Source organism: Corynebacterium sp. HMSC056E09 (genome assembly GCF_001813425.1).
Taxonomy (GTDB): Bacteria; Actinomycetota; Actinomycetes; order Mycobacteriales; family Mycobacteriaceae; genus Corynebacterium; species Corynebacterium hesseae.
The window spans coordinates 18,005-31,962 of record NZ_KV812475.1 but is presented as its reverse complement, the minus strand read 5'-3'; the positions used below and the strand labels follow the sequence as shown (position 1 = coordinate 31,962).

The following is a 13,958-nucleotide window of genomic DNA, read 5'->3' as shown; positions in this document are numbered from 1 at the left end:
CGTTCTGAAAATGGTTGATTGTTCTGACTTAAAAGAGTTGCTGGCCCAAGCTGATAAGGACAGGTATCAACCCAAGGACCAGGAATGCGGGAAGGAAGCACACTGCCAGCGGTGCTGCGATGAACACACCAGCGCGCTCCGCCCGCGCGGTAGCTTGTGCCGAGGCTTCGGCACGCAGCTGCGCCACCAACCGGTGGCACCCCGTAGCCATGGCCGCGCCCGATTCGCCAGACAGCTGCGTAAGCCGCACCAGTTCTTCCAAATGCGGCTGACTGGCCAGCGCAGACCACGCGGTACTCATGGGAACCCCCACCCCGATGAGAGCGGCCGCCTCCGACCACTGCGGTGAGGCTTCAGCGACGGCTAGCACAGCACTGCGCGTGGAGAGACCGGCCTCTAGGCACGCGGCGAAGAGCTCCAGGTCGCTGGCAGCATCGAGCGGACTATAGTCCACTTCGGGACCATCGCGCGGCGTCTTCGGGCGCGGTGTGCGCGAGCCCGACTGGGCTATTCGTCCAGACGGTGCAGCAGAGGTAACAGCGAGTGCCGCAGCCATGAATGCAGCGGAGATATACGTCAAGACCATCACTGCGCCGCCTTTCGCAGAATGAGGCGCGACCAGGCGAATCCGGCGCAGACGAGGGCCACGCCGACGTCGAGAAGCACGCCCCCAAGGCCACCACCGAGCAAGAACCCCAGGGAATCCGCGCCCATCGCCCCACCCATAAGGATGCCCGCCAGCGGCAGGCACGCCAGGATGACCGCGGTGGCCTGTGGCCCTTGCAAGGAGGCCGCGGTCTCACCGGCATGGCGGCGCGCGGTATCCAGCTGGCTTTGAGCCTGCTCAATGAGGTTCGCCAACGCCACGCCATGGCGCCCCGAGAGCGTCAGCAGCGCTGCATAGCGGGCCACCTCTGGCGCCGTGAGAGCAACCGCAGGCGAACCTCCTTGCGCCGCGAGACCCGCCGCCGTACTCAACGCGGCGCGGAGATTCTCCGGGGTGGAGTCTGGAAGGGCGTCGGCGCCCCGGCGAAGCGCTCCCGCCGTCGTCGATCCCGCCCGCAGCTCGGCGGCAACAGAACCGAAGTAGGAGGCGAGCGCCTCCGAGCCACGGCGCTCACGCCGGGACGCCGCCAGGTCATTGGCAAACCACAGCACACAGGCCACAATGCAGCCCACCGCCACCACGACAGTGGGCCTGCCGAAGAAGACACAGCACCCGACCCCGAGGAAGAGCGCCCCGGGTGCCAGCGAGCGAGGCTTCGGCGATTCCAGCCGCGTCACCGAAGCAGGCTGCGAAATCAAACACGCCGCCGCAAGGAATAGCCACATCATGGTTCCACCCCCAGCCGCGAGCACAGCTGCGAAAACCCGGGAAGCGGGCCGTCTTCGGCCGTCCACACCAGCTGCGGTGTAACCGGGTTTCCCTCCAGCACGCCGAGGTGCGCTAGCCGACGCCCCTCCGGCGTGCGCTCCATCCCGAGGACCACGTGCACGGCGGCCGCCAGCTGCGAATGCAGCGCTACGCGGTCGAGCCCGCCGAGAGCGGCGAGGGCCTCCATGCGGGCGGGCACTTCATCAACAGAGTTTGCGTGCACGGTGCCCGCACCACCATCGTGCCCGGTGTTGAGCGCGGCAAGCAGTTCCACGACCTCCGCGCCGCGGATTTCGCCAACGACGATGCGGTCCGGGCGCATGCGTAGCGCTTGGCGGAGAAGGAGCGACATGGAGATCTCGCCGCGCCCTTCCGCGTTGGCCCGGCGCGATACCAGGGTCACCACGTGCGGGTGATTCGGGGAAAGCTCCGGAGTGTCCTCGATGATGAGCAAGCGCTCGGTGGCGGGCACGCACCCCAGCAAGGCGGCGAGCAACGTCGTCTTGCCGGAGCCCGTCCCTCCCGTAACCAGGAAGGATGCCCGCCGCTCAACCACAGCGCGCAGGACGTGCTCCAGGCTGGAATCAATGCTGCCATTAGCTATCAGTTCCTCCAAGCTGGTTTGCGCTTGGCGCAGCACGCGGAGGCTGATACAGGTTCCACTTGCCGAAGGAGGAGCAAGCAACGCGTGGAGGCGAATTCTCGTGCCATCGGGGCGGGTCAGGCGCCCATCGGCAAAAGGTTGCGCATCATCCAACCGCACGCCCGCCACCGCAGCCAGCCGGGTGGCCAGCTGGCGAACCTCGGCGTCGTCGGCGAAGCCAATATCGCGTGGCTGCAGGCCCTGCCCGCAATCAACGAAACAGGCATCAGGGCCATTGACAACGACATCGGTCAGCCCCGGCAGCGACAGGACCGGCTCCAGCAGTCCCAAGCCCACGGAATCGTGGCGCAGGCGCTGCAAAAGGTCGAGCACGTCGACATCACTGATGACACCGGCTTCCTGGCGAATGCGCCGTGCCAAGGCCGGTGCATCATGGGCCAGCTGTGGCTCGGAGGCCACGATGGTGCGCATCGTATCAATCAGGTTCATGCCACGACCTTCCACATCTGGCGCGCGACACGAGCTAGAGCTCGGGGCAACTGGCGCGGCAGCCCACTAGTTTCCACCGTGCGGGTCAGGCCACGGATCGTCGGCAACTCAGCGATGGGATCCGCGTGAGTCACCGTGGCAATATCGCTGGCATCCAGGCCCGCCCACTGGCGGTTGCGCACGACGACGGAGCACTCCTGCGGCCGGGCACGAAGCTCCGCCACCAGCTGCGCGCAGGCGGCGGCCGCCCGCACCTCTGCGGCAGTCAGCACCACCACGTGATCCGCCGCATCGGGGATATCCCACGGCGGGCAATCCACCACCACTGTTCCTGGATATAAACACGCAGCTTGCATGATGGCCGCGCGCCGGGCAGCACTCATCTGCACCGCCTCTGCGCTGGCGGACCTAGCAGCGGAAAGAACCGCGATGCCATCCGGGGTGGTAGGCAGAGCACGGACGAGGTCTGCTGCATCAACTGAACCGGTCCCCGCGGCAAGATCCGGCCACCGCGCGCCGGGCTTGTTCTCAATTCCGGTGAGCAAATCGAGACCACCGGAATAGGGGCTCGCATCAACGAGGAGATCCGCGCCCGCCTCGCGGGCCAGAGCCACCGCCACGGTCGAGGCACCCAAGCCCCCAGCGGAACCAGTCACCGCCAGTGTTAAACCGGTGGACACGGTGGTCTCCGGAGTGGCGTCTGCTGCCAGTGCGCCCAGGAGCTCTTTCGATTGGGCGGGCACGATAAAGGCGGCCGTCGCGCGGCAGCACAGCGCGGCCTCATAATCGATGGGCCCCGGATCCAAGGCCAGGAAGTACACCCGCGGATGCCCCGCCACGAGACGAGCCGTCAGCGAATCAGCCAAGACGGCGTCTGCCTTGGGCAAGTGCCGGGAGAAGTCCCGCGGGTCCTCCACGGTGCTCACTTCCGCAGTACTGGCGGCTGCTGCGGAGGCTGCCTCTGCTCGCAGCGTGGAATCCCCAACGGCGATAACTAGGTGAAACGTGCTCATGTCTGAAGCATGCGCGAGCGCACCAACCGCGCGCTAGAGCTTCCTAGTCACCTGTGGATAACTTCGCCTTTGTGGCGTCTTCCGCACCCATTTTGCTGACGCTTGAACAAAATTACCGGGGCTCACGTACAAAAACTCACAGGAAACCGTGCTTCCACGATCCTTAGAATCCGCCATTAAGAGTCAAAAGCAAATACCCCCGAGCCACGCTCGAGGGTATCGCAATAAGTGCGGTAAAGAATGGCTTGGTTAGCCATAAAACTCGGGTAGTAAGTCTGAGACTAGGCCCGAGGGGCGCTTGCTTTTAGCCTGCGGCTATGGCGTTCAGCGCCTCACCTAAGAGTATCGTTGGCGCTTCAATTCTGTCAATGACCTCTCATGGCTTGTCTCAATCTTCAAAAGTGGTGTACGGCAGTCACCAAAATGACTCTCGCCTAATGCGGCCGCAATGCCCTTCGAAAGCCGGGCCTTTGGCGAACGATCTTCCAAGAAAGCCTCCAACCCCACGTCTTCGATCTTTTTTCGCGCATGGAAAACCGAACTAGCAAGCAGATCTGCCACCTGTAGTGCCGGACAAGTCCGAGAATCCAGACTAACGGCCGTTGCAAACCGCTTATTTCCAAATCGATTGTTGAGAGAGTTCACTAGAGTGTCTCCGTAGGAAACCCCTACTGGGACATCAATGTGGTCGAGCATCACCACCCCAACTTCACGGCGAGTAACCAGACCCCGAAGCAGCCGATCTGTCGCGAACAAATGCCCCTGCCACTGTTCTCGACTACTCCACGGATCGAAATGCCTCTTGTCCAAAACAAAAGCTCCGAACGTGCACCCCGAGCTTATCGCTGTTCGAAAAACATCAAGCAAAATCGGCTCAGAGTGCTTAGTAACTTTCGAGAACTTAATCTCGTCAGCCTTTGTGAAGTTATTCCGCTCACGACATGCCTTAATCTCCCGCGAAAGGAAATCAGGATCCTTCGTGCGCACAGCCGCAACAACGAAATGCTTACCTAACGTGCCTTTACTTCCGGCTTCATCTACAAAGTAGACGGCACTTTCTGCAGCAAGCGGCAAACTCACCTGAGGAGGACCTGATCCCTTTTGGTGAGAAAATGAATTTGCTCGATAGCTTGTCACAGCTGAGAGTTTATCGCCGTGCTAGGACATCAAATATGTCTCAGCTCGATGGCCACAGACGAGCCCGGTATTTGAAAAAGGTGATGGCCCGCGCCTCGGGGGGGTGTGCGCGGGCCATCGGTAACCCGGCATCGGGGGGTGCGCCGGGGCAGGCCGCACTGTATATCGGGGCCTTGCACCTGACATTATGACATGCGAAAGAAGAGATGACAACAGCGAACGACAAGATTCCTTGAGATTTCGGGCAATCTCTTTGCGTACTCCCGATTCTGCCTGCTAAGGGGCTACGATGAGCAGGGTAACTCGCACACAAACGGCAGGCCCTCGATGACCGGTACCCCTTTTCCCTCTCACGGCACCACTCGCGCAGCCGCGTTCTTCGACTTGGACAAGACGATTATTGCCACATCCTCGGCCTATGCCTTCGGCCGCGAATTCATGCACAACGGTCTCATCACCCATGCCGAGGCGCTCCAGCTGTCTTTAGCCAAGGCCAGTTATATGCTCGCCGGCCACAGCAGCGAGCACATGGACACCACCCGTGATCAGCTCGCCGCCATGGCCGCCGGTTGGTCCGTTCAGGAGGTCCACGACATCGCGGTGGAGACCATGCACACAGTGGTCACCCCTGCCATTTATGCGGAGGCACGCGCGCTTATCGACGCCCACCGCACCGCCGACCACGAGGTGGTGATCATCTCGGCGTCGGCAAGCGTGCTGGTCGAACCCATCGCACAGGAACTGGGCATCGAGCACGTCGTGGCCACCGAGCTCGCCGAGAAGGACGGCCGGTTCACCGGGGAGATCCTGTTTTACTGCAAAGGCGCCGCAAAAGCTGAGGCACTGGCGCGCATTGCTCAGGAGCTCAACGTCGACCCCGACGCGTCCTTTGCCTACTCCGATTCCGCCACAGACATCCCGATGCTGGAGCAGGTTGGCCACCCCGTTGCCGTGAACCCGGACCGCCTGTTGAAGAAGCACGCCATCACCCACGACTGGGAAATCCGCACCTTTAAACACCCCGTTCCGCTCTTCACCGCCCCCAGCGCCCGCGAATTCGGTATCGGCTCGGCGGTCGTGGCCGGCATCGCAGCCTTAGTGGTCGGCGGGATTTTATTTGCACGGCAGCAGCTGCGCGATTAAGCCGCTTGCGCGATGCCGTCGGCTTCGCGGGCGCCGGCCTCCCAGGCGTCGAGAAGCAGCGTAATGAGCACCGCCGGGTCCTGATCGTAAGCGTCCAGTGCCGCGCGATAGTCCGCGCGATGACGGTTGAGGTAGGTCTCGGGCACGGCGAATCCCCGCGGATCGAAGCCCGTATGGATAGCGGCAGTGCGCGAGGCGACGAGCGCCACGGCGGTGCTGCGCGCACCGAACAGCGAGCGCGCAGCAATCTCCGCGTGCAGTACCACCGGCAATAAACGATCGAAATCCACGCCGGCTCCGCGCGTGATGAGCTGTGCCAGCGCCTGTGCCACCGCTGGGTCCTGATCGGGATGACCCACACCGCCCGCCGCGACATCGATACTGGCCAAGACCTGCAGCGGGGCCCGTGCGAAGGTCCGCACCGTGGCGACCTGTTTTTCGGGAGCGAGGAGGGAATAAGCGCTAACTGCGGGCGGGATACCGTCAGCCTCAAGCGGCGCGCCGTCGATCGCCGCGGCCGCCCGCGCACCGCGCAAGAGTGATTCGGAAGAGATAACGTCAAACTTGCGCAAGCCCGCGGGGCGGCGGTGCACGCGCGCAATCGCTGCGGCGGCAGAACCAGCTTTATCCTCCACCCCAGATAGGGCCATCAGCGGGGTCAGCGGGTCAGAATGCGGCATACCCATTACAATAACGCCGTACCCACTTTGCGGGCCGCACCACATGAACTCTGGAAAGTTCATTACTATGGCCGATATAGATTGCGACAAAACAGTAGGAGTTTTTAACCGTGAGCAACGACGGACTATTCACTGACGGGTCCAACAAGTTCGCCCCGAAGGTAGACGGCATTCCCTTGAGCGATGCAGATACCTCCCGCCGCGGCGAAGCATCCATCGGCCAGCTCGTATCCAACGCCACCGAACAGATGTCCCAGCTGGTTCGCTCCGAGGTCGAGTTGGCTAAGACCGAGCTCGCCGCTTCCGCAAAGAAGGGTGGCATCGGCGCGGGCATGTTCGGCGTTGCCGGTACCGTGGCGCTGTATAGCTCCTTCTTCTTTTTCTTCTTCCTGGCGGAGCTGCTGTCCAAGTGGCTCGACCGCTGGGCAGCCTTCCTGATCGTCTTCCTGCTCATGGTGGTCATCGCCGCCGTCGTGGCCTTTATCGGTTTCAAGCAGGTCAAGCAGGTCAAGGCCCCGGAGAAGACCATCGAGTCCACGAAGGAACTCAAGAAGCTGGTTCCGGGTAAGGCTGAAAAGTCCATCGAGCGTGGCCTCTACACCTAAACCTTTAAGGTCCTTTTAACTCTCCCGCCCCGAGCACATGCGTTCGGGGCGGATTTCGTCTGTGTACCCTCCCATGAAAGGCCCGCCCATGAATCCCCTACCGCCCTCCGTAGTGGAGCTTGACGGCCCCTTTGAGCACGAGTTCCTGCACACGCGCGGCATCCGCCTCCACGCGGCTACCGCCGGCAACCCGGACGACCCGCTGGTGCTGCTACTCCATGGATCTTTCGGCGGGTGGTTCGACTTCCGGAATGTCATTGCCCCGCTTGCCGCCGCAGGCTTCCACGTCGCCGCCCTCGACATGCGCGGTTTTGGCATGTCCGATAAACCACCGCTCGAACCCGGCCAGGATATCCGCGTGGCGGTTGGTGATGTCAGCGGTGCCATCCGCGCATTAGGCCACGACGACGCCTACCTGGTGGGCGCGGATACCGGTGGTGCGGTGGCGTGGGCGCTGGCTACCGAGCGGCCCGAGCGGGTACGCGGGCTGGTATCTGTTTCGGCGGCACACCCAGCTGATCTCCGCCGCGCCATCGCCGCGCGCCCCTGGGATTTTGGGTGGGTTCTCCTGCGCGCGGCCTTGTGCCGACTGGGAAAGACTGGCGCCCCGAGCCTCCTACTGAGAGAGTCCACGTACCTCCGGGAGATGGATCTCGACGCCCTCGGCTCCTTCAGCGGCGCCGAGCGGGAGGAGGCCCTGCGCCTGCGCGTGGCTTCCTCGCGCATCGGAAACGTCCGCCGCGGAATCATCTGGAATCACCGACTGCGCACCGCCGTCGTTCCGCTCAGTTGGCTCGAACTCACAGTTTCTTGCCCCACCCTGTTTATCCACGCAGATCAGATGCTCTGGCGGCCAGTGGCGCGGCGGGCGGCGCGGCGCTGCCGTGGGGACTTCACCGCCACCACTATCCCCGGGTCCAAGAACCTGCCCTATCTTGAGAACCCGCATGGTTTTACTCAGACCATCGTTCACTGGATGCGAGATAGGTAACATTCACCGCCCTCCGTGCCCCACCCCTCTCAGGGGGATGGGGATTTTTTAATTCGTTGACAAAACCGCAGGTTAAGAAAGAATACCTACCAATCTATAGCTTTTATCACAGGACATATTTTTCAATTCCTTGTATATGAGGCGCGCCACGCGGTAGCTTCATATCAAACCAACACCACAGGTTTTCTACATCTTTCGCACCACGGAGGTCTAAGACCCACATGACGCTCAAGAAGACGCTCGCTGCTCTCTCTGTCGCTACTCTGCCGCTCACCCTCGCGGCTTGTGGTGGCGACAACTCCGGTTCAGACTCTGCTTCCGGCTCCGGCGATGGCATCGTCACCGTCAACGGCTCCGAGCCGCAGAACCCGCTCATCCCGGCCAACACCAACGAGGTCGGCGGCGGACGCATTGTCGATTCCATCTACGCTGGCCTGGTCTACTACGACGGCGATGGCGAAGCTCAGAACGAGCTGGCTGAATCCATCGAGCCGAATGACGACAACACTGAGTTCACCGTCAAGCTCAAGGAATCCAAGTTCTCCGACGGCTCCCCAGTGACCGCGAAGAACTTCGTGGACGCCTGGAACTACGCCGTGGCCAATGACCAGCTCAACGCTTCCTTCTTTGCCAACATCAAGGGCTTCAAGGAAGGCATCAAGGAGATGGAGGGCCTCAAGGTCGTCGACGACCACACCTTTACCATCGCCCTGAACAGCCCTGAGCAGGACTTCCCGGCGCAGCTGGGTTACTCCGCGTTCTACCCGCTGCACGAGTCCGCCCTGGAGGACATGGACGCCTTCGGCCAGAACCCGATTGGTAACGGTCCGTACAAGCTGACCGAGTGGAACCACAACCAGGACGCCACCGTCGTCCCGAATGAGGAGTACAAGGGCGGCCAGACCCCGCAGAATGACGGCATCAAGTTCGTCTTCTACGCAGGTCAGGACGCGGCCTACGCCGACCTGCTGGCAGGCAACCTGGACGTCCTCGACGCCGTCCCGGACTCCGCTTTCGATGTCTACGAGGCCGACCTCGGCGACCGTGCCGTGAACCAGCCGACCGCCATCTTCCAGTCCTTCACCTTGGGCGAGAACCTCGAGCACTACTCCGGCGAGGAAGGCGTGCTGCGTCGCCAAGCCATCTCCTACGCCATCAACCGCGAGGAGATCACGGACACCATCTTCAAGGGCACCCGTACCCCGGCCAAGGACTTCACCTCCCCGGTTATGCCGGGCTACTCCGAGGACATCAAGGGCAACGAGGTCCTGAAGTATGACCCGGAGAAGGCCAAGAAGCTGTGGGCCGAGGCTGACAAGATCAACAAATGGGATAACCCGACCCTGGAGATTGCCTACAACTCCGACGGCGGCCACAAGAGCTGGGTGGATGCAACCACCAACTCCATCAAGAACACCCTCGGCATCGAGGCAGTCGGCGCCCCGTACCCGGACTTCAAGTCCCTGCGCGATGAGGTGACCAACCGCACCATCAAGTCAGCCTTCCGCACCGGCTGGCAGGCAGACTACCCGAGCCAGGCCAACTTCCTTACCCCGCTGTACAAGACCGACGGCTCTTCTAACGACGGCGACTACAGCAACCCGGAGTTTGACAAGCTTCTCGACGAAGCCCTGACCTCCTCCTCCGAGGAAGAGGCCAACAAGAAGTACACCGAGGCCCAGGAAGTCCTGTTCAAGGATCTGCCGGCCATCCCGCTGTGGTACTCCAACGCCACCGGCGGCTACTCCGAGAACGTCGACAACGTCGTGTTCTCCTGGAAGTCCCAGCCGGTGTACTACAACATCACCAAGAAGTAACGCCACTTCCGCTACTTCCCACGACCCCCGCAGCCACCGTGGAGCGGGGGTCGCCCCACGTTTTCACTCATAAGTGTGATTCGAAACGCGCTATAGATTTCTCGCAGACTTGGATCACACACTAAAATTCTTATGAGCTACGTAGGCGTCTGCTAAGAAGGCGTCGACAAGCACCTGCCCACAACGAGTAAAGGACCACACTATGCTGCGCTATATCGGGCGCCGAGTGCTCCAGATGATCCCGGTGTTCTTCGGAGCCACCCTGCTCATCTATGCGCTCGTCTTCTTGATGCCCGGCGACCCCGTCGAAGCCCTTGGCGGTGACCGCGGCCTTACCGAGGCTGCCCGCGCCCGCATCGAGGCGGAATACAACCTAGACAAGCCGTTCATCATTCAGTATCTGCTCTACATCAAGGGCATCTTCATGCTGGACTTCGGCACGACCTTCTCCGGCGTCCCCGTAACCCAAGTGATGGCCAACGCCTTCCCGGTCACGGTGAAGCTCACCGTCATGGCCATCATCTTTGAATCCGTCTTCGGCATCCTCTTCGGCGTCCTCGCCGGCATGCGCCGCGGTGGCTTCTTCGATTCCACCGTGTTGGTCATCTCCCTGCTCGTCATCGCAGTGCCGTCCTTCGTCATCGGCTTCGTCTTCCAGTACCTCGTGGGCATCAAGTGGGGTGTCCTGCCGGTCACCGTCGGAGCGAACGCCACCGTGAAGTCCCTCCTCATGCCGGCCATGGTGCTCGGCGCGCTCTCCCTGGCCTACGTCATTCGCCTGACCCGCCAGTCCGTGGCTGAGAACCTGCGCGCCGACTACGTGCGCACCGCTCGCGCGAAGGGCCTGTCCAACGGCGCGGTGACCCTCCGCCACGTGCTGCGCAACTCGCTGATTCCCGTGGCCACCTTCATCGGTGCTGATATCGGCGCGCTCATGACCGGCGCCATCGTGACCGAAGGCATCTTCGGTATCAACGGCGTCGGCGGCACGATGTACCAGGCCATCCTGCGCGGTGAGCCAACCACGATTGTCTCCTTCACCACGGTGCTGGTGATCATCTACATCATCGCCAACCTGCTCGTTGACCTCCTGTACGCCGTACTTGATCCGAGGATCCGCTATGCCTAATTTCGAGAAAAACACCCCCTACCCGGGCCAAGAGCACTTCGTCTCGGAAACCGATGAAACGGGCCTCGGCGCCGTCGACGCCGTCAAGGACGAGTCCGCCCCGTCCTCCCAGTGGGGCGAGGCCTGGCGCTACCTGCGCCGCCGCCCACTGTTCTGGATCGCGGCCGTGATGATCCTCGTGGCCATCCTCCTAGCCATCGCACCGGGTCTTTTCACGAGCACCGACCCGCGCCTGTGCGAGCTGTCCAAGTCCCTCGCCCCCGCCGAGCCGGGCCACCCCTTCGGCTTCAACCGCCAGGGCTGCGACATTTACGCCCGCGTGATCTACGGTGCGCGCGCGTCGGTTGCCGTCGGCGTCCTGACCACCATCCTCGTCGTGGTGCTGGGCTCCTTGATCGGCGCCATCGCCGGCTTCTTCGGCGGCTGGATTGACTCCGTCCTGTCCCGCATCACCGACATCTTCTTCGCCATCCCGCTGGTGCTCGCCGCCATCGTGGTCATGCAGATGTTCAAGGAGCACCGCACCATCGTCACGGTGGTCTTGGTGCTCGGACTCTTCGGCTGGGTCTCCATCGCCCGCATCACGCGCGGCGCGGTGGTCTCCATCAAGAACGAGGAGTTCGTCCAATCCGCCCGCTCCATCGGCGCGTCGAGCTGGCGCATCCTGTTCAGCCACATCCTGCCGAACGCGGCCGCGCCCATCATCTCCTATGCCACCGTGGCGCTGGGCACCTACATCGTCGCGGAGGCCACCTTGTCCTTCCTGGGCATTGGCTTGCCGTCGACGTTCGTGTCCTGGGGCGGCGATATCTCTGACGCGCAGGCTTCACTACGCGTTGCTCCGGCAGTCCTGTTCTACCCGGCGGGTGCTTTGGGCCTGACCGTGTTGAGCTTCATCATGATGGGTGACGTCGTCCGCGATGCACTCGATCCGAAGGCGAGGAAGCGCTAATGACTAACTCTCCACTTCTTGAAATGAAGGACGTCCACATTTCCTTCACCACCTCCACCGGTGTAGTTGAGGCAGTGCGCGGCGTCAACATGTCCATCTACCCGGGCCAGTCCGTGGCGATTGTGGGCGAGTCCGGCTCCGGTAAGTCCACCACGGCGATGTCTATCCTGGGCCTGCTGCCGGGCACCGGCAAGGTCACCGGCGGCCAAATCCTCTTCGAGGGCGAGGACATCACCCACTACGACAACAAGCAATTCGAGTCGCTGCGCGGTGACAAGATTGGCCTGGTCCCGCAGGATCCGATGTCCAACCTCAACCCGGTGTGGCGCATCGGCACCCAGGTCGAGGAATCCCTCAAGGCCAACCACGTGGTGGAGGGCTCCGAGCGCCACCAGCGCGTCGTGGAGCTTCTAGAGGAAGCCGGGCTTCCCGACGCCGAACGCCGCGCCAAGCAGTACCCCCACGAGTTCTCCGGCGGTATGCGCCAGCGCGCGCTCATCGCGATCGGTCTGGCTGCACGCCCGAAGCTGCTGATTGCCGACGAGCCCACCTCCGCCCTCGACGTGACGGTGCAAAAGACCATCTTGGATCACCTGGAGCACCTTACCGAGGAGCTGGGTAACGCGGTGCTTTTCATTACCCACGATCTTGGCCTGGCCGCCGAGCGCGCGGAGCACCTCGTCGTCATGCACCGCGGCCGCATCGTCGAGTCCGGTCCCTCGCGCGAGATTCTGCGCTCCCCGCAGCACCCGTACACGCGCCGGCTTGTCGACGCCGCCCCCTCTCTCGCTTCCTCCCGCATCCGCGCGGCTAAGGAAGCCGGCGTCGAAGCCAAGGAACTCAAGTCGGGCGAGGCCATCGGCTCCACCGCTGCAGATTCATCTTCCGCGGCTCAGGCCCCGGTCATCTCGGTGCGCAACCTCACCAAGGAATTCGATATCCGTGGCCAGCGCGGCGGAAAGAAGCTGTTGAAGGCCGTCGACGATGTCTCCTTCGATATCCGCCGCGGCACCACCCTGGCGCTGGTGGGCGAGTCCGGCTCCGGCAAGTCCACGGTGGCCAACATGGTGTTGGGCCTGCTAGAGCCGACCTCCGGCACCATCGAGTTCGAAGGCCGCGATACCTCGACGCTGTCGAAGAAGGAGCTGTTTAAACTCCGCCGCAAGATGCAGGTGGTTTTCCAGAACCCCTACGGTTCGCTGGACCCGATGTACTCGATTTACAAGTGCATCGAAGAGCCCATGGCGCTGCACAAGGTGGGCTCGCGCAAGGAGCGTGAGGCCCGCGTTGCCGAGCTTCTCGACATGGTCTCCATGCCCCGTTCCGCCATGCGCCGCTACCCCAACGAGCTCTCCGGCGGCCAGCGTCAGCGTATCGCCATTGCCCGTGCGCTGGCGCTGCGCCCGGAGGTCATCGTCCTCGATGAGGCTGTCTCCGCCCTGGACGTGTTGGTGCAGAACCAGATCATCCAGCTGCTCGCGGAGCTGCAGTCGGAGCTCAGCCTGTCCTACCTCTTCATTACCCATGACCTCGCGGTGGTCCGCCAGACTGCCGACGACGTCGTGGTGATGAAGAAGGGCCAGGCCGTCGAGCAGGGCACCGCCGACGATATCTTCGACAACGCCCAGCAGGAATACACCCGCAACCTCATCAACTCGGTTCCGGGTATGCACCTAGAAATCGGCACCGGCCACTAACCCACAACGCCGCCTAACCCGTCAGCCTTCATCCGGCTGGCGGGTTTCGCCTTTTAAGGGGGCTCGCTCTTTAAGGGCTAAGCGTCCCGTTGCTCCTACTGCATCCAACGGCAGGCGAATCGCGACCAGGATCCCCAATTTCCCCGCGCACCATGCTGCGGTTTGCGGGGATCACCGATGTGCCCGTCAACCATCTTTCGGTTGGCGGGATCGGTGGTTGGCGTTGTCCTCTCGATGTCTGGGACATTAACTGTTGTCGGGTGGTGGGTCTGGTGGCTGTCCTGCTTGTTCAGCGTTGAGTCTGGCTAGTGCTTCTTGGTATTCGG

General features: G+C 62.5%; 13 protein-coding genes. 7 read left to right on the top strand and 6 right to left on the bottom strand.

Translation table 11 applies throughout. From position 1 onward, the window contains the following. Positions 1-28 precede the first annotated feature (28 nt). The 5 genes from HMPREF2912_RS00490 to HMPREF2912_RS12465 all read right to left on the bottom strand — a co-directional run bounded on the left by HMPREF2912_RS00490 (position 29) and on the right by HMPREF2912_RS12465 (position 4,618). Positions 29-586, bottom strand: a complete 558-nt coding sequence (locus tag HMPREF2912_RS00490) for a type II secretion system F family protein (RefSeq protein ID WP_070524103.1) — start codon at positions 584-586, stop codon at positions 29-31. Then, positions 586-1,335: a type II secretion system F family protein gene (locus tag HMPREF2912_RS00485; protein WP_070524101.1), complete on the bottom strand. Its 750-nt coding sequence runs from the start codon at positions 1,333-1,335 to the stop codon at positions 586-588. The genes HMPREF2912_RS00490 and HMPREF2912_RS00485 overlap by 1 nt, the downstream gene beginning before the upstream one ends. Further along, a complete protein-coding gene (locus HMPREF2912_RS00480) occupies positions 1,332-2,468 on the bottom strand; it encodes a TadA family conjugal transfer-associated ATPase (protein WP_070524098.1) in 1,137 nt (378 codons plus the stop codon). Before HMPREF2912_RS00480 ends, HMPREF2912_RS00485 begins: the two co-directional genes overlap by 4 nt. Next, the gene (gene ssd, locus HMPREF2912_RS00475) at positions 2,465-3,481 is read right to left on the bottom strand and encodes a septum site-determining protein Ssd (RefSeq protein ID WP_070524096.1); all 1,017 of its coding nucleotides are present in this window, start codon (positions 3,479-3,481) and stop codon (positions 2,465-2,467) included. Before ssd ends, HMPREF2912_RS00480 begins: the two co-directional genes overlap by 4 nt. A 336-nt stretch (positions 3,482-3,817) precedes the next feature. After that, the gene (locus HMPREF2912_RS12465) at positions 3,818-4,618 is read right to left on the bottom strand and encodes a DUF3800 domain-containing protein (protein WP_141746438.1); all 801 of its coding nucleotides are present in this window, start codon (positions 4,616-4,618) and stop codon (positions 3,818-3,820) included. A 327-nt stretch (positions 4,619-4,945) separates the two neighbouring features. Between HMPREF2912_RS12465 and HMPREF2912_RS00465 the strand changes: the two genes are divergently transcribed. Further along, a complete protein-coding gene (locus tag HMPREF2912_RS00465; RefSeq protein ID WP_070564068.1) occupies positions 4,946-5,761 on the top strand; it encodes an HAD family hydrolase in 816 nt (271 codons plus the stop codon). Here HMPREF2912_RS00465 and HMPREF2912_RS00460 read toward each other — a convergent pair. Next, the gene (locus HMPREF2912_RS00460) at positions 5,758-6,447 is read right to left on the bottom strand and encodes an oxidoreductase (RefSeq protein WP_070564065.1); all 690 of its coding nucleotides are present in this window, start codon (positions 6,445-6,447) and stop codon (positions 5,758-5,760) included. The two genes, HMPREF2912_RS00465 and HMPREF2912_RS00460, sit on opposite strands and share 4 nt — an antisense overlap. A 104-nt stretch (positions 6,448-6,551) precedes the next feature. Between HMPREF2912_RS00460 and HMPREF2912_RS00455 the strand changes: the two genes are divergently transcribed. The 6 genes from HMPREF2912_RS00455 (at position 6,552) to HMPREF2912_RS00430 (ending at position 13,632) form a co-directional block, all read left to right on the top strand. After that, positions 6,552-7,046: a phage holin family protein gene (locus HMPREF2912_RS00455; protein ID WP_070531763.1), complete on the top strand. Its 495-nt coding sequence runs from the start codon at positions 6,552-6,554 to the stop codon at positions 7,044-7,046. Positions 7,047-7,134: 88 nt separating this feature from the next. Next, complete coding sequence (locus HMPREF2912_RS00450) at positions 7,135-8,037, top strand: alpha/beta fold hydrolase (RefSeq protein WP_070564063.1); 903 nt, start codon at positions 7,135-7,137, stop codon at positions 8,035-8,037. 221 nt (positions 8,038-8,258) lie between these two features. Beyond that, positions 8,259-9,854 carry a peptide ABC transporter substrate-binding protein gene (locus tag HMPREF2912_RS00445; RefSeq protein ID WP_070564060.1) on the top strand — a complete coding sequence of 532 codons (1,596 nt, stop codon included), beginning with the start codon at positions 8,259-8,261 and terminating at the stop codon, positions 9,852-9,854. A 202-nt stretch (positions 9,855-10,056) separates the two neighbouring features. Next, complete coding sequence (locus HMPREF2912_RS00440; protein ID WP_070524085.1) at positions 10,057-10,983, top strand: ABC transporter permease; 927 nt, start codon at positions 10,057-10,059, stop codon at positions 10,981-10,983. Next, positions 10,976-11,935 (top strand): ABC transporter permease, encoded by a 960-nt coding sequence (locus tag HMPREF2912_RS00435; RefSeq protein WP_070531771.1) that lies wholly within the window; start codon positions 10,976-10,978, stop codon positions 11,933-11,935. Before HMPREF2912_RS00440 ends, HMPREF2912_RS00435 begins: the two co-directional genes overlap by 8 nt. Beyond that, positions 11,935-13,632, top strand: a complete 1,698-nt coding sequence (locus tag HMPREF2912_RS00430) for an ABC transporter ATP-binding protein (RefSeq protein ID WP_070524081.1) — start codon at positions 11,935-11,937, stop codon at positions 13,630-13,632. The genes HMPREF2912_RS00435 and HMPREF2912_RS00430 overlap by 1 nt, the downstream gene beginning before the upstream one ends. The last annotated feature ends 326 nt before the right edge of the window (positions 13,633-13,958 follow it).

What these genes read in the sequence shown, in the direction of transcription:
- HMPREF2912_RS00490 (WP_070524103.1), bottom strand. Translation starts at nt 586, where the DNA reads ATGGTCTTGACGTATATCTCCGCTGCATTCATGGCTGCGGCACTCGCT.
- HMPREF2912_RS00485 (WP_070524101.1), bottom strand. Translation starts at nt 1,335, where the DNA reads ATGATGTGGCTATTCCTTGCGGCGGCGTGTTTGATTTCGCAGCCTGCT.
- HMPREF2912_RS00480 (WP_070524098.1), bottom strand. Translation starts at nt 2,468, where the DNA reads ATGAACCTGATTGATACGATGCGCACCATCGTGGCCTCCGAGCCACAG.
- ssd (WP_070524096.1), bottom strand. Translation starts at nt 3,481, where the DNA reads ATGAGCACGTTTCACCTAGTTATCGCCGTTGGGGATTCCACGCTGCGA.
- HMPREF2912_RS00465 (WP_070564068.1), top strand. Translation starts at nt 4,946, where the DNA reads ATGACCGGTACCCCTTTTCCCTCTCACGGCACCACTCGCGCAGCCGCG.
- HMPREF2912_RS00460 (WP_070564065.1), bottom strand. Translation starts at nt 6,447, where the DNA reads ATGGGTATGCCGCATTCTGACCCGCTGACCCCGCTGATGGCCCTATCT.
- HMPREF2912_RS00450 (WP_070564063.1), top strand. Translation starts at nt 7,135, where the DNA reads ATGAATCCCCTACCGCCCTCCGTAGTGGAGCTTGACGGCCCCTTTGAG.
- HMPREF2912_RS00445 (WP_070564060.1), top strand. Translation starts at nt 8,259, where the DNA reads ATGACGCTCAAGAAGACGCTCGCTGCTCTCTCTGTCGCTACTCTGCCG.
- HMPREF2912_RS00440 (WP_070524085.1), top strand. Translation starts at nt 10,057, where the DNA reads ATGCTGCGCTATATCGGGCGCCGAGTGCTCCAGATGATCCCGGTGTTC.
- HMPREF2912_RS00435 (WP_070531771.1), top strand. Translation starts at nt 10,976, where the DNA reads ATGCCTAATTTCGAGAAAAACACCCCCTACCCGGGCCAAGAGCACTTC.
- HMPREF2912_RS00430 (WP_070524081.1), top strand. Translation starts at nt 11,935, where the DNA reads ATGACTAACTCTCCACTTCTTGAAATGAAGGACGTCCACATTTCCTTC.